The sequence below is a fragment of the Streptomyces sp. NPDC046805 genome (assembly GCF_040645355.1).
Taxonomy (GTDB): Bacteria; Actinomycetota; Actinomycetes; order Streptomycetales; family Streptomycetaceae; genus Streptomyces.
The window spans coordinates 81,717-102,205 of record NZ_JBEYYC010000029.1; the positions used below are offsets into that span (position 1 = coordinate 81,717).

General features: G+C 69.5%; 15 protein-coding genes and 2 pseudogenes. 10 read left to right on the top strand and 7 right to left on the bottom strand.

The window, feature by feature from the left end; genetic code table 11:
* The first annotated feature begins 383 nt into the window (after positions 1-383).
* The 4 genes from ABZ910_RS27585 to ABZ910_RS27600 all read left to right on the top strand — a co-directional run bounded on the left by ABZ910_RS27585 (position 384) and on the right by ABZ910_RS27600 (position 3,662).
* Complete coding sequence (locus ABZ910_RS27585; RefSeq protein WP_361369859.1) at positions 384-587, top strand: cold-shock protein; 204 nt, start codon at positions 384-386, stop codon at positions 585-587.
* Between the two features lie 169 nt (positions 588-756).
* A complete protein-coding gene (locus ABZ910_RS27590; protein ID WP_361369861.1) occupies positions 757-2,184 on the top strand; it encodes a DEAD/DEAH box helicase in 1,428 nt (475 codons plus the stop codon).
* Positions 2,185-2,331: 147 nt separating this feature from the next.
* Entirely contained in the window at positions 2,332-2,718 is a 387-nt protein-coding gene (locus ABZ910_RS27595; protein WP_361369862.1) for an AraC family transcriptional regulator, read from the top strand.
* A gap of 50 nt (positions 2,719-2,768) precedes the next feature.
* The gene (locus ABZ910_RS27600; RefSeq protein ID WP_361369863.1) at positions 2,769-3,662 is read left to right on the top strand and encodes an alpha/beta hydrolase; all 894 of its coding nucleotides are present in this window, start codon (positions 2,769-2,771) and stop codon (positions 3,660-3,662) included.
* A 232-nt stretch (positions 3,663-3,894) separates the two neighbouring features.
* Here the strand turns inward: ABZ910_RS27600 and ABZ910_RS27605 are convergent, their stop codons facing one another.
* The 3 genes from ABZ910_RS27605 to ABZ910_RS27615 form a co-directional block, all read right to left on the bottom strand.
* Positions 3,895-5,598 (bottom strand): DEAD/DEAH box helicase, encoded by a 1,704-nt coding sequence (locus ABZ910_RS27605; protein ID WP_361369865.1) that lies wholly within the window; start codon positions 5,596-5,598, stop codon positions 3,895-3,897.
* A gap of 86 nt (positions 5,599-5,684) precedes the next feature.
* Positions 5,685-5,888: a cold-shock protein gene (locus ABZ910_RS27610; protein ID WP_071365560.1), complete on the bottom strand. Its 204-nt coding sequence runs from the start codon at positions 5,886-5,888 to the stop codon at positions 5,685-5,687.
* A gap of 156 nt (positions 5,889-6,044) precedes the next feature.
* Positions 6,045-6,353 (bottom strand): hypothetical protein, encoded by a 309-nt coding sequence (locus tag ABZ910_RS27615; RefSeq protein ID WP_361369867.1) that lies wholly within the window; start codon positions 6,351-6,353, stop codon positions 6,045-6,047.
* A 197-nt stretch (positions 6,354-6,550) separates the two neighbouring features.
* On the opposite strand from ABZ910_RS27615, the gene ABZ910_RS27620 reads away from it, so the two are divergent.
* Entirely contained in the window at positions 6,551-7,792 is a 1,242-nt protein-coding gene (locus tag ABZ910_RS27620) for a hypothetical protein (protein ID WP_361369869.1), read from the top strand.
* 432 nt (positions 7,793-8,224) lie between these two features.
* On the opposite strand, the pseudogene ABZ910_RS27625 reads toward ABZ910_RS27620, so the two are convergent.
* Positions 8,225-8,626 (bottom strand): annotated as a pseudogene (locus tag ABZ910_RS27625) (aldehyde dehydrogenase family protein); the annotation flags it as partial.
* Between the two features lie 43 nt (positions 8,627-8,669).
* Positions 8,670-8,861: pseudogene (locus tag ABZ910_RS27630) on the bottom strand (hypothetical protein); the annotation flags it as partial.
* Positions 8,862-9,219: 358 nt separating this feature from the next.
* Between ABZ910_RS27630 and ABZ910_RS27635 the strand changes: the two are divergent.
* From ABZ910_RS27635 to ABZ910_RS27645, 3 genes are read left to right on the top strand one after another with little or no spacing between them, the layout of a single operon-like run.
* Complete coding sequence (locus ABZ910_RS27635) at positions 9,220-10,878, top strand: long-chain fatty acid--CoA ligase (RefSeq protein ID WP_361369871.1); 1,659 nt, start codon at positions 9,220-9,222, stop codon at positions 10,876-10,878.
* A complete protein-coding gene (locus tag ABZ910_RS27640; RefSeq protein WP_361369873.1) occupies positions 10,875-11,711 on the top strand; it encodes an acyl-CoA dehydrogenase family protein in 837 nt (278 codons plus the stop codon). Before ABZ910_RS27635 ends, ABZ910_RS27640 begins: the two co-directional genes overlap by 4 nt.
* Positions 11,708-12,616 (top strand): oxygenase MpaB family protein, encoded by a 909-nt coding sequence (locus tag ABZ910_RS27645; protein WP_361369875.1) that lies wholly within the window; start codon positions 11,708-11,710, stop codon positions 12,614-12,616. Before ABZ910_RS27640 ends, ABZ910_RS27645 begins: the two co-directional genes overlap by 4 nt.
* Before the next feature lie 91 nt (positions 12,617-12,707).
* On the opposite strand, the gene ABZ910_RS27650 is transcribed toward ABZ910_RS27645, so the two are convergent.
* A complete protein-coding gene (locus ABZ910_RS27650) occupies positions 12,708-14,567 on the bottom strand; it encodes a SpoIIE family protein phosphatase (RefSeq protein ID WP_361369896.1) in 1,860 nt (619 codons plus the stop codon).
* 290 nt (positions 14,568-14,857) lie between these two features.
* On the opposite strand from ABZ910_RS27650, the gene ABZ910_RS27655 reads away from it, so the two are divergent.
* Both ABZ910_RS27655 and ABZ910_RS27660 read left to right on the top strand, forming a co-directional pair.
* A complete protein-coding gene (locus ABZ910_RS27655; RefSeq protein ID WP_361369898.1) occupies positions 14,858-19,030 on the top strand; it encodes a HAMP domain-containing protein in 4,173 nt (1,390 codons plus the stop codon).
* Positions 19,027-19,620, top strand: a complete 594-nt coding sequence (locus tag ABZ910_RS27660) for a response regulator (RefSeq protein ID WP_361369877.1) — start codon at positions 19,027-19,029, stop codon at positions 19,618-19,620. Before ABZ910_RS27655 ends, ABZ910_RS27660 begins: the two co-directional genes overlap by 4 nt.
* A 121-nt stretch (positions 19,621-19,741) precedes the next feature.
* On the opposite strand, the gene ABZ910_RS27665 is transcribed toward ABZ910_RS27660, so the two are convergent.
* Positions 19,742-20,422 carry a TetR/AcrR family transcriptional regulator gene (locus ABZ910_RS27665; RefSeq protein WP_361369879.1) on the bottom strand — a complete coding sequence of 227 codons (681 nt, stop codon included), beginning with the start codon at positions 20,420-20,422 and terminating at the stop codon, positions 19,742-19,744.
* Positions 20,423-20,489 lie beyond the last annotated feature (67 nt).

Consider the following 20,489-nt stretch of genomic DNA (forward strand, 5'->3'; position numbering starts at 1 on the left):
CATCGTGCCGGCGTTCCTCGCGACCGCCCGCTCCGCCTTCGAGGATCTCGTTCCGGACAGGGCCGCCTGACAGCGGTACAGGGCATTGAATCGGGCTCCGAGGCGCCTGAAATCCAGACGCGATACTATAAAGAATTTGAATTCTTCTCGGATGTGTCGGATTAGGTCGCTCACCTGCGGCTCTGGTGAGGGTGAAGCCTTGCCGAATGGGAAGAAATTCATGCAGAGGGGATCTGTGTTAAAATCGACACAAGTTGCAGTTGTGGTTCCCGAAACTTCAAGTGCCCTGACGGTCGTATACCGTCGGTCGCTTTCGTGTCTCCGGTGCTCATCCGGACGGGGTTCATTGTGGCAACCGGGTACTGCCCCGAAGGGGATGTGGCATGGCTACTGGCACCGTCAAGTGGTTCAACGCGGAAAAGGGCTTCGGCTTCATCGAGCAGGACGGCGGAGGCCCGGACGTCTTCGCTCACTACTCCAACATCGCAGCCCAGGGCTTTCGTGAGCTCCAGGAGGGCCAGAAGGTGAAATTCGACGTCACGCAGGGACCGAAGGGTCCGCAGGCGGAGAACATCACTCCCGCCTGACGTCACGCTGCATGCGACAGCTGGGGTTCTCACCTCCACGTGAGTCCCCAGCTGGTTGTTTTTGTGTTCCCTTAATATTTTGGTCTTACGTTCGGCTCGTTCTTGTGATTTATCCGGCTTGTTCCTGTCGGGAATTCCTCGATGCGTGCCCTGTCGAGGAGAGTTCTCCATGAACCGGTCAGCTCGCGCGAACGACCGTTCGCGCCCACAGGGTGAGTTCGCGCTGCCGGCCACCGTCACGCCGGCCCTTCCCGCGGTTGCGTCCTTCGATGAACTGGACATGCCCGCCGAGCTGTTGAAGATGCTCTCCGACCTCGGTGTGCACGAGCCGTTCCCGATTCAGGCGGCCACGTTGCCGAACTCCCTCGCAGGGCGCGACGTCCTGGGGCGCGGGCGCACCGGATCGGGCAAGACGCTCGCCTTCGGTCTGGCGCTCCTCGTCCGCACCGCCGGGCAGCGTGCCGAGTCGCGCAAGCCGCTGGCCCTGGTCCTCGTCCCCACGCGCGAGCTTGCGCAGCAGGTCACCGATGCGCTCACCCCGTACGCCCGGCTGCTGAAGCTGCGGCTGGCCACCGCCGTCGGCGGCATGCCCATCAACAAGCAGGCCGGTGCGCTGCGCGCCGGAGCCGAGGTGGTCGTCGCGACGCCGGGTCGCCTCACCGATCTCATCGAGAGCAAGCACTGCCGCCTGGACCGGGTGAACATCACCGTCCTCGACGAGGCCGACCAGATGGCCGACATGGGCTTCATGCCCCAGGTCACCGAACTGCTGGACCAGGTACGCCCCGACGGCCAGCGCATGCTGTTCTCCGCCACGCTGGACGACGACGTCGACCTCCTGGTCCGCCGTTATCTCCGTGATCCGGTGGTCCACTCGGTCGACCCGTCGGCAGGCTCGGTCGCCACGATGGAGCATCACGTGCTGCACGTGCACGGCGCCGACAAGTACGCCACCGCCACCGAGATCGCCGCCCGCGACGGGCGCGTGCTGATGTTCCTGGACACCAAGCACGCTGTCGACCGTTTCACCAAGCACCTGCTGAGCAGCGGTGTGAAGGCCGCGGCACTGCACGGGGGCAAGTCGCAGCCCCAACGCACCCACACCCTGGCCCAGTTCAAGACCGGTGACGTCACGACGCTGGTGGCCACCAACGTCGCGGCCCGGGGTATCCACATCGACGACCTCGACCTCGTCGTCAACGTAGACCCTCCCGGTGACCACAAGGACTACCTGCACCGCGGTGGCCGTACCGCCCGCGCCGGCGCGTCCGGCACTGTCGTGACGTTGGTCCTGCCCGACCAGCGCCGGGACATGGCCCGTCTCATGTCCGACGCGGGCATCAGGCCGCAGGTCACGCAGGTCCGCTCCGGCGAGGCCGAGTTGAGCCGCATCACCGGGGCCCAGGCTCCCTCCAACGTCCCCGTCGGCGGCAGCGGGCCGGTCGCGGAGCGCCCCAAGCGCGGCGGTGCCCCCTTTCGCGGTCTGGGCACCCGCCGGGGGCAGCCCGGTCGTGGCGGTGGCGAGTCCCGCCGCTCTGCCGAGTCTCGCCAGATCGCCGAGGCCCGCAAGGCCGCCCGGGTACGGCGAGGCGCGTAGAGCGAGCGCGGATCGACCATCACAGGGCGCGGCGACCGGAATCGTCGGCCGTGCTGTCCACGGTGGTCGGCGGCCGGCACGGCGGTACGCCGTTCGACGAAAAACCTGGCAACGCACGGCGGCACAACGGCAGTTCGTGGGTAGAGCGTGCTTCGTTCCTCAGTCGGTCCGGCTTCCCGGCGGCTATGGTTGCTGCCATGCCGGGGGCGGATCGGAGCACGACTCCAAAGGCGTCGGACGACGTCTTGGACGACACCTACGGCGTGGTTCGGGCTTCCGCCGCACAAGCTGCATCTGCGGCTCCGGCTGGAGATGGCACGGGAGTTGCTGCGCCGCGGCAGCGCGATCGCCGAGGCCGCGTACGCGACGGGGTTCCACGACCCGTCGCATCTGACGCGGGTGTTCACCTCGGCGTACGGCGTCACCCCGGCCGTGTACCGGACGACGTTCCGTGGCGCGGCGTGGACGGCAGGGCTCCGCGCTGACGTGGGCGGGGCAAGAACGTGCAATACGGCGGGAGGCCGCCGCTTCTAGCTTTCCTCCTGGGCCGAGGAGACGCCTCGGCGCGATCGAAGGGAACGCACGTGCCGATCGAGAAGATCGAATTCGACAGCGACGGTTATCGGCTCGTGGGTGATCTGCACCTGCCCGGGCCCGGCAGCGAACCGCGCGGCGCGGTCGTGCTGACGGGGCCGTTCTCCGGGGTGAAGGATCAGGTGGTCGGGTACTACGCGGCCCGATTCGCCGAGCGCGGTTATGCGGCGCTGGCCTTCGATCACCGCAACTGGGGCGACAGCGAGGGCACGCCGCGCCAGCACGAGGACGCCACCGCCAAGGTCGCGGACCTGCGGAGCGCTGTGGGGTTCCTGGGCGGGCGCCCCGAGATCGACGCCGAGAGGATCGCTGTGGCGGGGGTGTGCCTGGGCGGGATCTACGCCGTACAGCTCGCCGCGTTCGACCCCCGCGTCAAGGCGGTGGCGCTGATCGCGGCCGCGTACAACAACCCGACGCTGATCCGTGACCGGTTCGGGGCGGACAACTTCGCTGCCCTGACGGGACAGTTCGCACAGATAGCGCAGCACCAGGCGGACACCGGGGAAGTCACGTACTGGCCCGCGGTCAACCCGGAGGGCATGCCGGCCGGCAACCCGGGCCCGGAACCGTTCGCGTACTACGGCACCGAGCGCGGCGCGCGCCCCGGCTGGGAGAACCGCTGCACCGCGCTGTCGGTGCTGCAGGAGGTGACGCTCGACGTGGACGCGTACCTGCCGCTGGTCACCCAGCCGCTGCTGATCGTGCACGGCCGTGGCGACCAGGCCGTCCCGGTGGCCGACGCGGAGGCGGCCTTCGCCAAGGCACCCGAGCCCAAGGAGCTTCTCGTGCTGGACACGAGCAACCACATCGAGCTGTACGACGACGACCCCCATGTCCTGCCGGCCGTCGACCGCGCCGTCGTCTTCTTCGACGGGAGCCTGTGAGGCGGTAGCCGCTGCCGGACCGTCACCGGGCTGCGGGTCTGCGAAGCGTGATGCTTTCGCGCGGGTCATCTCGCGCGCCCGGACCGCGGCCGAACCGCGTGGAGGGAACGCCTACGAAGAGGGCACCGCAGCCGCGCTGACCGAGCTGTCCACCGCGCTCGACCGGGCCCTGACGCGGTCGTCGCCACCTCGGGTGTCGACGACCGGCAGGAGCAACGCGGCATGATCGGCGCTAGGTCGCAGACTTGCGGCGGCCTCCTCGGCCGGAGTCACGGTCGCCGGCGCCCGTAGCACCGCCGGCCGCCGTCCGTCGGCCGGATCCGCGGGCAACCTTGCCGGAGGCAGTGCCGGTGGCCGCCCTGCCCCCGGCTCGGCGCTCGGAACTGCGGCCGCCCGAGCCGACACCAGTGGCTTTGCCTGCCCCCGTCCGGCGGGCAGAGTTGCGCCCGCCACTGGCGGGAGCCTCGCCGGCGCCTGCTGTCCCGGCGGCGGCCCGGCGGTTCGAGTTCCGGCCCGCCGCGCCGGTGGCAGCACCTGTCGCCGCTGCGCTGCCGCCCCTTCGGCGGCGGCCGGAGCGCCTGCCGGGCTCGGCGCCGGTCTTCCCGTCTCGGCGAGGCGCGGCCGGTGTCGCCGGCTGGGGGACCTCGATGGTGACGGGAACACCGGAAGGCTCACGGGCGCCGGTGATCGTGGCCAGTTCCACGTCGCTGGACGTGATGCGGGCCGTCTTGGGACGGATGCCCGCGTCCGACATGAGCCGGGTGACGTCCCGCTTCTGGTCGGGCAGGACCAGGGTGACCACGCTGCCGGAGCCGCCGGCACGGGCCGTACGGCCACCGCGGTGCAGGTAGTCCTTGTGGTCACCGGGCGGGTCTACGTTGACGACGAGGTCGAGGTCGTCGATGTGGATACCCCGGGCCGCGACGTTCGTCGCCACCAGCGCGGTGACCTGGCCGTTCTTGAACTGTTCCAGGGTGCGGTTTCGCTGTGGCTGGGTGCGGCCTCCGTGCAGTGCGGCCGCGCGGACCCCGACGGCCAGGAGCCGCTTGGCGAGACGGTCGGCGGACCTCTTCGTGTCGAGGAAGAGGATGACCCGGCCGTCACGGGCCGCGATACGCGTGGTGACGGCCTTCTTGTCGGTTTCGTCCGGGACGTGGAGCACGTGGTGCTCCATGGTGGTCACCGCTCCCGCGGACGGGTCCACGGAGTGCACGACGGGGTCGGTCAGGAACCGCCGCACCAGGCGGTCGATGTTGGCGTCCAGGGTGGCCGAGAAGAGCATGCGCTGCCCGTCGGGCCGTACCTGCTGGATCAGCTTGGTGACCTGCGGAAGGAAGCCCATGTCGGTCATCTGGTCGGCTTCGTCCAGCACCGTGATGCGCACGCTGTCGAGCACGCAGTCCCCGCGCTCCACAAGGTCGTTGAGCCTGCCGGGACTCGCCACGAGCACCTCGGCGCCGCGCTGCAGCACGGCGGCCTGCTTGGTGATGGACAGCCCGCCGACCACGGTGGCCAGCCGGAGGTTCACCGCTGTGGCGTAGGGGGCCAGCGCGTCCGTCACCTGCTGGGCGAGTTCACGGGTGGGCACCAGCACGAGGGCGAGGGGCGCCTTGGGTGCGGCCCGCAGTCCTGCGGTACGGGCCAGAAGCGCCAGCCCGAAAGCGAGGGTCTTGCCGGAGCCGGTGCGTCCCCGTCCCAGCAGGTCACGGCCGGCGAGCGAGTTGGGCAGCGTGGCGGCCTGGATGGGGAAGGGGGTGGTCACGCCCTGTGCGGCGAGGGTCTTCAGCAGCCCTGCGGGCATGTCCATACCGGCGAAGTCCTCGACGGCGGGAAGTGCGGGCGTCGTGTTTTCCGGCAGCCGGAATTCCCTTGGCGACGACGCGGACGGTGAGGGTGACGAGGCGCGCCGGTTCGACTTCTGGGGCCTGCGGGACATGCGGTTGGTGCCTTCCTGGAAACAGCGCAAACCGGGGTCCACACCATGACGGTGCGGACCCCGGTGAGCGGATACGCCGCCGGAGATCAGGCGGGGATGATGTTCTCCGCCTGCGGGCCCTTCTGGCCCTGCGTGACGTCGAAGGAGACGCGCTGGCCCTCCTGGAGCTCACGGAAGCCCTGGGTGGCGATGTTCGAGTAGTGGGCGAACACGTCCGGGCCGCCGCCGTCCTGCTGAATGAAGCCGAAACCCTTTTCGGCGTTGAACCACTTCACGGTTCCCTGTGCCATGACATTCTCCTTCTGTAGGCAGAGGCCCCATCCGGAGATGCCGGAAAAACAAATAATGCGCCCGAAGGAGAAACATTCCTGTCAGGCGCACATAGGTTCATGGGTACCACAACTGCAACTCGGAAACCGTAGCACAGTTCGGCTGACTGTGATGGGTCACTGATCGGAGTCCAGGGCTCGGTGGCGCAGGGCGAGTGCAGCCGGGGCGACGGAGAAGACGACCGCGAGCACCGCACAGGCGCCCGTGGCCACCCCCATGGCGACCCACGGGATCTCCATCGTGGTCGGCACCGACAGGAGGTCCAGTGCGCTCCACATGCCCGCCAGGTTGAGGACTGTGCCCCCGTCTGGACGCCAGATTCCGCCATCGCGGCCGACGACCCGGGTGAACAGCATTTCCCAGCAGGGCGTGACGAGGCACCAGACGGCGCCCAGGCCCTGGGCGGCACCGGCATGGCCTGGCACGCAGCGCCCCCGCTCCGGTACGGTCGGCGCGGTTGCATCTAGGGTTCCGCTCCCGCGGGTGCGTCGATGTCATGACGTACGGCAAGTGGTGGGAGGTCCGTGACCGAGCGATGCCAGCGCCGGTAAAGTCCAGCGCCGCAACTGACGGGACAAAAGCCCTGAGGTCACTTCGTGCTGAGTGATCTGAGGAGAGTCTCGTGGCGCCAGTTGGTTCGAGCCGCTTCCGCAACTACCTACGCGTTCTTCGGGCACCGCAGGCACCACGCCTGGTGGTGGCGATGTTCGTCGGCCGTCTGCCCAACGGCATGTTTCCCCTGGGTATCGTGCTTGTGCTGCACCGCTCGTCGGGTTCCTATTCCGTGTCCGGTGCGGCGTTGGCCGCACTCATGCTGGGAACCACATGCAGCGCTCCGTTCCGCGGGCGCCTGGTCGACCGCTGGGGACAGTCCCGTACCTTGGTGCCCCTTGTCCTTGTTCAGACGGTGGCGATGGCCGGCTTCCTCATTGCCGCGTCGGCCGGACACAGCGTGTGGGGCCTGATCCCGTTGGCCGCCGCTGTGGGCGCGACGAACTCGACGCTCGGCGGCTCGATGCGGCAGATATGGCCGGTGCTGGTGCGCTCGCGGGAGGAACTGCCGGCCGCGTATGCGCTGCAGGCACTGCTGGAGGACCTCATCGCCGTGACCGGCCCTCTGATCGTGCCGTTGGTGCTCGCCTTCGCGTCACCGGTGATGGTGCTGGTCTTCGCCGAAGCCGCGGCGCTGCTGGGCACGGCCGTCTTCGCCACTGCTGCGGCGTCGCGCTCAGCAGTAGGGCGGCCCACGCGCAGCCGCAGCTTGCTGGGTGCGTTGAGCACGCCGGGCATGCGCATCCTGGTGCTGACGCTCGCGGCCGCCGCGACCGTGATCGGGATGCTCTACATCGAGGTGCCCGCCTTTGCCGGCGGCGCGCAGAACGCCAATGCCGGATCGCTTCTGGCCGTCATGGCAGGCGGCAGCATGATCGGCGGTCTGAGTTACGGCGCACGCACCTGGACATCCGGCGTCGACCGGCGCTACGTACGGCTCACGGGCGCCTTCGCCGCAACGGTGGCTCCCCTCGCCTTGGCCAGGACAGTCCTGCAGCTCGGTGTACTGCTGTCGTTCGCAGGCATCGTGTATGCGCCCCGGCTGATCTCGGCGTATCTCCTGCTCGACGACCTCGCGCCGCGCGACGCACTGACCGAGGCGTACACCTGGCTCGTCAGCGCCAATGCGGCAGGAGTCGCGCTGGGCTCCGCGCTCGCCGGCCACTTGGTCCAGCACGCGGGTGTCCGGCAGGCCCTTGCCGTCACCGCGCTCTGCGCCGCCGCAGGCTACGCCGTGGCCATCGCCGGACACCGCACCTTGAAACCCGCCGCCGATGAGCTCCGCGAACAGCGGTTCCGATACACGCCTTAGCGACCATGACAGCGACCGTGTCGGCCATGATGCCGTTGGCCCCCAGCAGGATGCGACGGCATGGAGCACGGCAGCCTCACGGGCCACACGATCACGATGCTCACGGAGACTCTCAACCCCCAGCGCCTCCCTCCTCCCGCGATCACTGACCGACACCGCCTTGCGGCGCCGCCCACTCGCCGAGCGCGCCGCGGCCTGAGGCTGGCGACTGCCTCCCCTCTCCGACCGAGGCATCCCGCTGGAGGAGATTTCCCGGCTCGTCGGCCATGCCGGGACGGCCGTGACGGAGGAGGTGTACCGGAAGCAGATGCGCCCCATGAACCAGGCCGGTGCTGTGGTCATGGGCGGCATCTTCAGGCGAGATCCGAATCGGCGCAGGGATAACCCCGACCGTCAGGTGCGGTTGAGCTTCCTCGGCCGAACCGTCGCCGGTCAGGACGGCAGGTAGACCGACTTCCACTCCAGGTACGCGCTCAGGCCCTCGGGGCCGAGTTCGCGGCCCAGGCCGCTGGCGCGTCGGCCGCCGAAGGGGGAGTTGATGTCGAGCGCGTAGCCGTTGACGCCGATGGTGCCGGTGCGGACGCGGCGGGCGAGGGCGGTGCCGCGCTCCTGGTCGGCGGGCCAGACGGTGCCGCCGAGGCCGAACTCGGAGTCGGTGGCTAGGGCGACGTGGTTGACGAGGGTGGCCAGCAGCCGCGTGCCGGAGGCACCAAGAGGGTGCCCCAGGGCGATGGCGCCGCCGCGCGGGTTCAGACGCTCGGGGTCGGCGTCGAACTCCCGCTGCCACAGCAGCGGCACGGGGGCGAAGGCCTCGTTGACCTCGTACGCGTCGATGGCGGTCCATGCCGGCGCAGAAGGCGCGCCCGGCACCGGTCACCACCGCGACCCGCAGAGCCGGGTCGGCGTCGAACTCCTCCAGGGCCGCGCCGACGGCGGCGGAGACCTCCGCGTTCACCGCGTTCAGGGCACCGGGCCGGTGAGGGTGACCAGAGCGGTGGCGCCGCGCCGCTCCAGCGTCGCAGGCGGTGCTCCGTCCTGCATGTGCTCGCCTCCTTGGCTTGCTGCGCACAGCCGTATTTAACGAACGTTAGGGAAGCTAGGGTGGCGCGGCGGGCGCGTCAAGCGGTTGAGCGTGGCGAGATTGCCACCCTTCTCGCGTCTCGGGCGCCATGCGTGCGTCATTCCAGGGGTGTTGGGTATGCCGAGCGGTAAGAAATCTGGGGCCTGGAGTATTGACCTCCAATGATCCCGCTCCTAGTTTCTAACGAGCGTTAAGTAGTCGCCACTTCCAGAGCCGCGAGGACCGCATGGCGATCGATTTCACCCTTGAGCCCGAAGCGGCCCTTCCGGATCTACGACGGCCCGTCCGAGAGCCACCGCTGGTCCATCGCCCGCCGCGCGCTGCGCACCCATCGAGGAGCCGACCGATGAAGAGCACGATGATGGACCGCGAACTCCAGGTCAGTGACCTGCTGCGGCACGGACAGCTGGTGCACGCGAACAGCCGCGTGGTGCGCTGCCCCCAGGACGGCTCAGGGCACTGGACCTTCGCCGAGACCGCCGAACGGGCCGAGCTGCTGGCCGCCGCCCTCACCCGGCTCGGTGTCGAGCGCGGCGACCGAGTCGCCACCCTGGCCTGGAACACCCCCGAGCACCTGGCCGCCTATCTCGCGGTCCCCTCCATGGGCGCCGTACTGCACACCCTGAACCTGCGCCTCCACCCCGATCAGCTCGGCTACGTCATCGAGCACGCCGAGGACCGCGTCCTGCTGGTGGACTCCACCCTGCTGGGCCTGCTCGGCATGGTCCGGGAGCGGCTCGGCACCGTGCGCCACGTCGTGGTCATCGGTGGCGGGGAGGCCGGCAAGGCGACCGACGGGGAAGTCCCGGAGCTGCCCGGGCACATCGCCGTCCACCGCTGGGACGACCTGCTCGCCGCCGAGCGGCCCGGTTTCGCGTGGCCCACGGTCGACGAACGCTCCGCCGCCGCTCTGTGCTATACCACCGGCACCACTGGCGCCCCCAAGGGCGTTGCCTACAGCCACCGTTCGATCGTGCTGCACACGCTCGGCGTCTCCACCGGCAGCGGTGCGGCGATGGGCGACCGCGACCGGGTGCTGCCGATCGTGCCGATGTTCCACGCCAACGCCTGGGGCTGGCCGTACGCCGCCTGGCTGGCCGGTGCCGACCTCCTCATGAACGGCCGCCACCTGCACATCCCCGACCTGGCCCGCATCATCAACGAGGAACGGCCCACGGCCGTCGCCGCCGTCCCCACCCTCTGGAACGGCCTCCTGCGCCACGGCGAGGAGCACCCCCTCGACCTTTCCTCCGTCCGGCTCGCCGGCTGCGGCGGCTCCAGCCCCTCGCGCGCCCTGATCGCCGGGTTCAAGGAGCGGTACGGCGTCCAACTGGTGCAAGGCTGGGGCATGACCGAGACCAGCCCGCTCGCCAGTTGGTCGGCGCCGCCGCGCGACACCGCCGAGGACGAGGACGTCGACTGGCTGGTCAAGAGCGGCCGGGTGATGCCGCTGGTCGACGTCCGCCTCATCGGCATGGACGGCACCGAGCAGCCCTGGGACGGGACGTCGGTCGGCGAACTCCAGCTGCGCGGGCCCTGGGTGACCGGTTCCTACCTGCACACCGAGAACACCGCCGACAAGTTCGACGACGGCTGGCTGCGCACCGGTGACCTCGGGACGATCGAGCCCGGCGGCTGGATCGTCGTACGCGACCGGCTCAAGGACGGCATCAAGAGCGGCGGCGAGTGGATCTCCACGGTCGAGCTGGAGAACGCCATCGCCGAGCACCCGGACGTGGTCGAGGCCACCGTCGTCGGCGTCCCCGACCCCACGTGGGACGAACGCCCGCTGGCCTGCGTCGCCCTGGCCGAGGGCGCCTCCGTCACCCCCGCCGAACTGCGGGAGTTCCTGGAGGGACGGGTCGCGCGCTGGTGGATACCGGAGCGCTGGACCTTCCTGGACGCCGTGCCCAAGACGAGCGTCGGCAAGTACGACAAGCGTGCCGTCCGGCGGATGTACCAGAACGGCGAGATGCGCGTCGAGGGCGGCGGGGCGGACGCGTGAGTCACACCCCACCACAGGCCGCGGGCGGCCCGCTGGCCGGCCTGCGCGTGATGGAGATCGCCAGCATGGCCCCCGCCCCCTTCGCCTGCACCCTGCTCGCCGACCTGGGCGCGGAGGTGCTGCGCTTCGACCGCGCCTCGGACGTCGACCCTGAGACGAATCACTCCACCGACCCCCTGGCCCGGGGCCGGCGTTCGATCGCCCTCGACCTCAAGCACCCCGAAGGTGCCGCTCTCGTCAGGCGACTTGCGGGCCATGCGGACGTGCTGCTCGACAAGATCGGCCTGCACGCCCAGGACACGGCCGAGTTGTTCTTCGACTCCGTCCGAGTCCCGGCGGCCAACCTGCTCGGCACCGAAGGGCGGGGCTTCGTGCACCTGATGGAGCGGCTGCCTCGCGAGCGCATGTCGATCGCGGTGTGGGCCCAGTGCGTCACCGAGACGGCGCTGGAGCAGACCCTGGAGTACTGCACCGGACGCGCCGCCTTCGGCAAGCCGGTCGCCGACTTCCAGCACAGCCGGTTCCTGCTCGCCGAGTTGACCACCCAGGCCGACGTCACCCGCGTCTACGTCGACCGCGCCATCGAGGCGCTCAAGGACGGGACGCTGACCGCCGTCGACGCGGCCAAGGCGAAGTGGTGGGCCACCGAACTCCAGACGAAGACCGTCGACCGCTGCCTCCAACTGCACGGAGACTACGGCTACATGGCCGAGTACCCCATCGGGCGCGCCTACCTCGACGCCCGCATCCAGACCATCTACAGCGGGACCACCGAGATCATGAAGGAGATCAGCGGCCGGTCCCTGGCGACCAGCGGAAAGGCAGGACGATGAAGCGCGACCACTGGCTCAGGCACATCGAACGCCTCGACCCCGAGCGGGACTTCGAGGAGATCCAGAGCATCTCCGTCTACCACGAGTTCCCCTGGGACACCATCCAGGCCCTGGGCTTCGCCCTCTACCGCACCTACGCCGTGCCCAGTGTCGGCCGGCTCCTCGCCGAGACCGCGGAGCTGACCGAGCACTCGCAGAAGCGGTACGACGACACGGTCCTCCTCCTCGACGCCGTCGGCGAACACGGCTTCGCCTCGCAGCAGGGGCGGGAGGCGGTGCGCCGCATGAACCAGATGCACCGCCGCTACGACATCTCCAACGACGACTTCCGCTACGTGCTCGCCACGTTCGTCGTCGTCCCCAAGCGCTGGATGGACGCCTACGGTTGGCGCCCGCACAGCCAGCACGAGGTACGCGCCCTCACCAACTACTACCGGGCGCTCGGCAAACACATGAACATCCAGGACATCCCGGAGACCTACGAGGAGTTCGAGCGGCTCCTCGACGACTACGAGCGCGAGCACTTCGCCTACGACGAGGGCGGGGTGGCGGTCTCCGACGCCACGCTGGACCTGATCGCCTCCTGGTATCCGGGCCCGCTCGGGAAGGTCATGCGGGCCGTGTCCGTCTGTCTGATGGACGACGCGTTGCTGAAGGCCTTCGGCTACCGGCCCCCGAACCGGCTGCTGCGGTCGGCGGCGCGCGGCGCCCTGCGCCTGCGCGGACGGGCGGTGCGCCTGCTGCCACCGCGCCGCAAGGCGTTCTTCGCCCGCCAGTCGCCCAACGTACGTGGCTACAAGGGCGGTTACCGCCTCGCGGAACTCGGCACATTCGCGCCGGGGACCTGTCCCGTGCCGCACGCGGGTACCGCCGTGCCGGCCGCCGTCGAGGAACCGGAAGCGTGAGGGACATCACCGATCGTTCCCGGGGGCGTACAGGGCCGGCGAGCGCTGGAGACGCGGCGAGGCGGAGGTCGTCCGCCGTACCTCGGCGTCGTCATGTGGCGCGGCCGTCCGGGAGGGCCGTCGGCACCGTGGTGGTGTTCGTCGTGCCTCCGGGCACCGGCACCGCCTCCAGGACCAGCACGGCGAGGTCGTCTTGGATCGGTTCGGGGCTGAAGTCGTGGGCGGCACGCCGGACCCGTTCCGCCACGGCTATGGCGCCGAGTCCGACGCAGCCCCGCAGCAACTCAGCCAGGCCGTCGTCGTCGTCCAACTGCCGTGCTCCTCTGCGCCGTTCGCTCACCCCGTCGGTCACGCACAGCAGGGTCTCGCCCGGTGCGAAGGTGAAGCAATCGGCGTGGAACTCCGCGTGTTCGTCGATCCCGAGCAGCATCTGCGGCTCCGCGGCCGGTGTCACCGAGCCGTCCGTCGACAGCCGCAGCGGTGGCGGATGCCCGGCGGTGGCTATCGTGCACCGTGCGCCGCCGGAGACCAGGTCGGGCTCCAACTCCCCGTACAGCAGGCTCAGGAAGCGAGAACCCTCCTGCTCGCCGCGGAAGGCCGTGGCCTCGGCGCCCTCCTCCGCCATCGCGCGGTTCAGCCGGTTGAGGAGGGACTCGACGCCGTGGCCCTCACGCGCCAGCAGCCGTACGAGGTGCCGGGCCAGGCCGGTGACGGACATCGCCTCCAGGTCGTGGCCGCACACGTCGCCGAGCAGGAAGCACCAGCGGCGGTCGCCTATGGGGAACAGGTCGTAGAAGTCCCCGCCGACGGTCTGGCCCTCACCGTAGGGCTCGTAGACGACCGCCGTGTCGACGCCCGGAATGGTGGCGAGGGCCAGGGGGAGCTGTCGGCGCTGGAGCGTGCGGCTGATGGCGGCCTGCCGCGTGTAGTGGCGGGCCGTGACCACCGCCTGGGCCACCCGACGGGCCACGTCCTCCGCGAGTCGTACGACGGCGTCGGTCATCTGGGGCAGTCCGCCCTGTCCGATCAGGAGCGTGCCGTGGTACCGGCCGCCCGCGACGAGCGGGAGCGCCAGCGCCGAGCCGCCCGTGTCCTTGGAGCCGGCGCCGTGCGGCCAGGGCCATGGAAGACCCGTCGTGCTCAGCCTGGTGGGCGGGTGGTCGTTCTCCAGCGCGAGCCGGAGGTCGCGGATCCGCTGCTCGTCCATGTGCCAGACGTGGGAGAGCCGCATGTCGCCGATGTCTGTGGTCAGCCAGACACCGCACCAGTCGGCGAGCCGGGGGACCACGAGCTGTCCGGCGAGCGCCGCGACCATGTCCTCGTCCAGTTGTCCCGCCAGGAGTTCGCCGGCCTCGGCGAGGAACGACTGTCCTTCGCGTTCGGCCCACTCGGCGCTGCGGCCCAGACTGTCGCGCGGTAGGACGGCCTGGGCGGGTTCGGGGGCGAACACGAGATCGGGGAGTGCTCCGGTCACGGAGTCGGTGAGGTCGTGCTCCGTGGTCTCGGGCGGGGCCTGCGTCACGCACTCCAGCCGGAACCAGACCGTGTTCTCGGTGGGCCGGTGGGTCACGCCCCACGAGTCGGCGAGCGCACTCATCTCCTGCCGGCCGTAGCCGTGTATGTCGGTCTGTTCGCCCGTGTCGCCGTGGCCGGCGCCGTAGGGGGCGCGGTCCACCACTTCGACCAGGATGCCCGTGCACTCGGCCCCGCCGGGCGCGGAATCGGGCCGGGAGCCGCCGTGGGTCTCGAGGTGGCAGGCCACTTCGACCTCGAACCCGGCGTGCGGGGCGGCGCTGTTGACCAGCTCGCTGACGAGGAGTACCGCGTCGTCGATGTGACGGTCGTCGAACGTCTGGGTCCCGGGGAACCGCAGGGCGGTCCGCTCGGCGAGCACGGCGCGCAGGAACTTGCGTGCCGCCGAGGCCGCGAGCTCGTTGGCGGGCACGCGCATCCGCGACACGGATTCCCGTGGATCAAAGGACGAGCCCACTGGTCACTCCCGATTGGCTCGCTTTCGACGCATATGGGATGAATGTAGCCTAAACGGGAAGAAGGCGTATTCCGCGTCTGCAGGGAAACGGGTCCATGGAATCAGCCACCCAACCTGACCTCGCTGCCCGTGAGCCCGAGCTCCGGGAGCGGGGGCCCGCTGAAGCCGGCCCCGAAGCCGCGGGCCGTCCAGGTCCCACCTCGGGCGGCGAGTGGCTGCGCGTGGCCGAACTGCGTCCGCTGCTCGCGGCCATGAATTCGTTCTGTGACGGTGACTTCACCGTACGTATAGAGAGTCTGCCCGAAGGCGTGCTCGCCGAGATGGCGGGCATGTTCAACCAGATCGTCATGCGGAACGCGCATCTGGCCTCGGAGCTCGAGCGGGTGCGCCGCGAGGTGGTGCGCCACGGGAGGCTGGACGAGCGGCTCGCGGCGAGTCCCGGGCAGGGGGCCTGGACCACGAGCGTGGACGCGGCCAACACACTGCTGGAAGCCTTGGTCGTCCCGGTCGTGAACGCCACGCGTGTCCTGAACGCCGTCGCGGACGGTGACCTGACAGAGCGCGTCGAGTTGCACGACGGCAAGCGCCAGCTCCGCGGCGATCTGCGGCGCCTGGGGCGCGGCGTGAACCGTACGGTGGAGCAGCTGTCGCTGTTCACCGGCGAGCTGACCCGGGTCGCCCGGGAGGTCGGCACCGAGGGCCGTCTCGGCGGCCGGGCGACCGTACAGGGGCTGACCGGAGACTGGCGCCACGTGACCGAGGCCGTCAATGCGATGGCGTCGCGGCTGACCGCGCAGGTGCGCGACATCGCGGTGGTGACCACGGCGGTCGCGCGCGGCGACCTGACCCGCCAGGTCACGGTCGAGGCGACCGGCGAGCTGCTGGAGCTGAAGCTGACCGTGAACACGATGGTCGACCAGCTGCGCGCGTTCGCGGACGAGGTCACCAGGGTGTCCCGTGAGGTCGGCACGGAAGGGCAGCTGGGCGGCCGGGCCCAGGTGCCGGGCGTCTCGGGCGTGTGGAAGGACCTCACCGACAACGTCAACTTCATGGCGTCGAACCTGACCTCGCAGGTCCGCAACATCGCCCAGGTGACCACGGCGGTCGCCAACGGCGATCTGAGCCAGAAGATCACGGTGGACGCGCGGGGCGAGATCCTGCAGCTGAAGGAGACCGTGAACACGATGGTCGACCAGCTGTCGGCGTTCGCGGACGAGGTCACGCGCGTCGCCCGTGAGGTCGGTACGGAGGGACGGCTGGGCGGCCGGGCCCAGGTGCGCGGCGTCTCCGGGGTGTGGAAGGACCTCACGGAGAGCGTCAACTTCATGGCGGACAACCTCACTTCGCAGGTCCGCAACATCGCGCTGGTGGCCACGGCCGTGGCCCAGGGCGACCTCGGCAAGAAGATCACGGTGGTGGCGAAGGGCGAGATCCTGGAGCTGAAGTCGACGATCAACACCATGGTCGACCAGCTGTCGGCGTTCGCGGACGAGGTCACGCGCGTCGCCCGCGAGGTCGGCACCGAGGGCAACCTGGGCGGGCAGGCGCAGGTCCGCGGGGTCTCGGGCGTCTGGAAGGAGCTGACCGACAATGTCAACTTCATGGCGTCGAACCTGACCTCGCAGGTCCGCAACATCGCCCAGGTGACCACGTCCGTCGCCAACGGCGACCTGTCGAAGAAGATCACGGTCGATGCGCGGGGCGAGATCCTGCAGCTGAAGGAGACCGTGAACACGATGGTCGAGCAGCTGCGCGCGTTCGCCGACGAGGTCACCAGGGTGTCCCGCGAGGTCGGTACGGAGGGACGACTGGGCGGTCGGGCGCAGGTCCGCGGGGTGTCCGGGGTGTGGAAGGACCTCACGGACAATGTCAACTTCATGGCGGACAACCTCACTTCGCAGGTCCGCAACATCGCCCAGGTGGCCACGGCCGTCGCCCAGGGCGACCTGTCGAAGAAGATCGATGTGGACGCGCGCGGTGAGATCCTGGAGCTGAAGACGACCATCAACACCATGGTCGACACCCTCTCCTCCTTCTCGTCCGAGGTCACCCGCGTCGCCCGAGAGGTAGGCAGCGAGGGGCAGTTGGGCGGTCAGGCCCGTGTCGAGGGCGTCTACGGCACGTGGAAGCGGCTGACCACCAACGTCAACGAGCTCGCCCTGAACCTCACCACCCAGGTGCGGGCGATCGCGGAGGTGGCCAGCGCGGTCACCCAGGGCGACATGTCCCGCGCCATCACGGTGGAGGCGCAGGGCGAGGTCGCCGAACTGAAGAACAACATCAACCTCATGGTCTCCAACCTCCGCGAGACCACCCGGGCCAAGGACTGGCTGGAGTCCAACCTCACCCGTATGGCCGCCCTCATGCAGGGCCACCGCGACCTGGTGGAGGTCGCCGACCTGATCCTGCGCGAGCTGACGCCGCTGGTGAACGCGCAGTTCGGTGCGTTCTTCCTGGCCGAGGCGGGCGCGCCGCCCGGCGAGGGACTGCAGTTCATCACCGGGTACGGCACCGACCAGGCCGGCGGGGGCAGTCCGCTCCCCGGTACCGGCACCCCGGGCCGCGGCCTGATCGCACAGGCCGCGCAGGAGAAGCAGCGCATCCTCATCACCGACGTCCCGCCGGACTACATCACCATCAGCTCCGGTCTCGGCACGGCGTGCCCGGACAGCATCGTCATCCGGCCGATCCTCTTCGAGGACCAGGTGCTCGGCGTGATCGAGCTGGCCTCGCTCAGCAAGTTCAGTGATGTGCACCTGGCCTTCATCGACCAGTTCGCCAACACGATCGGTGTCTCGATCAACACGATCATCGCCAACTCCCGTACGGAGTCGCTGCTGTCGCAGTCCCAGCGACTCACCGCCGAGTTGCGCGAGCGGTCGGACGAACTGCAGCGCTCCAACGCTGAGTTGGAGGAGAAGGCCGCTCTGCTCGCGACCGCCTCGCAGTACAAGTCGGAGTTCCTCGCGAACATGTCGCACGAGTTGCGCACCCCGCTCAACTCGCTGCTGATCCTGGCCCGGCTGCTCGCCGACAACCCCGACGGACACCTGTCCGAACAGGAGGTGCAGTTCGCGACCACCATCCACCGCTCGGGCTCGGACCTGCTCCAGCTGATCAGCGACATCCTCGACCTGTCGAAGATCGAGGCCGGCCGGATGGACGTGCACCCGACGGTGGTGCCGCTGATCAAGCTGCTCGACTACGTCCACGCCACGTTCCGGCCGCTCACCCTCGACCGCGGCCTGGGCTTCGAGATCGCCGTCAGCGAGGACATACCGACCGAGCTGTACTCCGACGAGCAGCGCCTCCAGCAGGTGCTGCGCAACCTGCTGTCCAACGCAGTGAAGTTCACCCACTCCGGCAGCGTGGAGCTGCGGGTCGACCGGGTGCCGGGGGAGCAGTTCGAGGAGGAGACGCTCAAGAACGCCGAAGCCGTCATCGCATTCTCCGTCAAGGACACCGGGATCGGTATCGCCCCCGAGAAGCTTCCGATGGTCTTCGAGGCGTTCCAGCAGTCCGAGGGCACCACCAACCGCAAGTACGGCGGCACCGGCCTCGGCCTGTCCATCAGCCGGGAGATCGCCGGGATGCTCGGCGGCAAGATCGTCGCCGAGAGCGAGCCGGATGTGGGCTCCCGGTTCACCCTCTACATCCCCTCGCACTACCCCAGCGCCCCCACTCCGCAGGGTCCGGCGGACCTGACCGCGCCCGTGCCGCCCGCGCTGCCCGTGGAGGAGACCCCGGCGCCGGCGACTGTCGTAGAGGACGCGTCGCCCGAGCGTGCGTTCGACGGTGTGGTGCCCCTGGGTCCCGACACCCTGGTTCCGGACCAGCCGAGCCCGGACGACCTGATGGCCACCGGAACCACGCGGACAGCCGATGGCCGCGAGGACACCTGGCCGGAGACGACACGGCTCAAGGAATGGCTCACCGGTCGCGCCGGCCGCGTCCTGGCAGACCGTCGCATCCTCATCATTGACGACGACATCCGCAACGTCTTCGCCCTCACCCACGTGCTGGGCCGCGTCGGCATCACCGTGAAGTATGCCGAGAACGGCCGGGAGGGCCTCGAGGTCCTGCAGCGATCCCCTGACGTGTCCCTGGTCCTGATGGACATCATGATGCCCGGGATGGATGGGTACGAGGCCATCCGCACCATCCGGAGCACCCCTCGTCTCGCCCACCTGCCGATCATCGCGCTCACGGCCAAGGCCATGCCCGGCGACCGGGAGAAGGCCATCGACAGTGGCGCCTCGGACTACGTGCCCAAGCCGGTGAACGTCGACCGCCTGCTGTCGGTCATCTGCGACCTGCTCGACCCGCAGGGCGGCTCCCCGGCACCCGCCCAGGACCCGGACACCGCCGATGAATGGCCGGGTGCGGACGGCGATGCCGACGAACCGCCAGGGGACACGCCATGAAGCGCGGCCCTGCCGACCGGTGCAACATCCTGATCGTCGACGACATGGAGGAGAACCTCATCGCGTTCGAGGCTGTACTCGGCCCCCTCCACCAGCACCTGGTCCGCGCACGTTCGGGCGAGGAAGCACTGAAGGCGATGCTGCGCCAGGAGTTCGCGGTCGTCCTCCTCGACGTCCGGATGCCCGGCATGGACGGCTTCGAGACCGCGGCCAACATCAAACGTCTCGACCAGACCAAGGACGTGCCCATCATTCTCGTGACCGGGAGCGAGGCGGGCGCGGGCTACGCCTACCGCGGATACGCCGTCGGCGCGGCCGACTTCATCACCAAACCCATCGACCCATGGGTGCTGCGCACCAAAGTCAACGTCTTCCTCGATCTGCACCGCAAGAAGCGCCAGTTGGCGATGCACGCGGCGGCGGGAGACGCGGAGCGGCTCGGGGAGATCACCGAGCGGCTCGCCCAGATCGAGCTGCTCCTGCGGAACAGGCCGGGACCGGAGGCAGGCGAGCTCGCCGACCGCATCGCAGAAGTGGAGCGCGCGGTGGAGAGCCTGCAGCAGGCCCCACCGGCCCAGAGGTCTTCATAGCCCGGATCCACCGTGACCCGCCCCACTGAAACGTCATCGCACCCCTGTGCACCTGGCCGGAATGAACCGGGCCACGACGCAGGAAGGTTGACCGGTGGCGTATCGGTGGTGCCTTGAAGGCTCACTTCGCCCGGCCGTGCGGAGCGGGTCGTACTCGTGCCCCGACGGTGCGCAGCGAGATCGCCACATAGCGATCGGCGATCTCCGCGGGCGGCAGCGATCCGTCGGTGCGGTACCAGCCGCTCACCGCCTGACACATGCCCAGCAGCGCACGCGTGGTGTCGGGAGCGCTGTCCACCTCGAACAGACCCTGGGCCACGCCCTCTTCGACGATCTCCAGGAGCAGCTCCTCCAACTCCTTGCGCAGAGCCGCGTACTTCTTGCGATTGGCGGGCTCCAGATAACGCAGTTCGGCGTCGAGTCCGGCCGTCGCCTCCCGGTGCGTCATGTGCAGCACGATGCACTCGACGACATGGGCGAACCGATCCAGCACCCGGCCCTCGGCCTCCGCGTCGGCCAGCCGCGCCCGCCGCAGCACCTCGCTCATCGCGCCTTCGAGCAGCGCCACGAGCAGACCCTGCTTGTTGTCGAAGCGGTAGTAGATCATCGGCAGGCTGACCCCGGCCCGGCGCGCGACGTCCCGCACCGACGTCCCGTGGTAGCCGTGCTCACGGAACTCCTCCACGGCGGCCGCCAGGATCGGGTGCAGCTCCAGCGGTGCGAACGCGCGCCAGTCGTCGATGCGCACCTCGGGGTCGGACGTCGCGTTCTGCTTGGCCTCACCGGGCACTTTCGCCGCCACTCGCCCACTCCTCGCCACCGCTGTCGACAGGTTGTCGACCGCATTCTAACGAACGCTAAGTAGAATC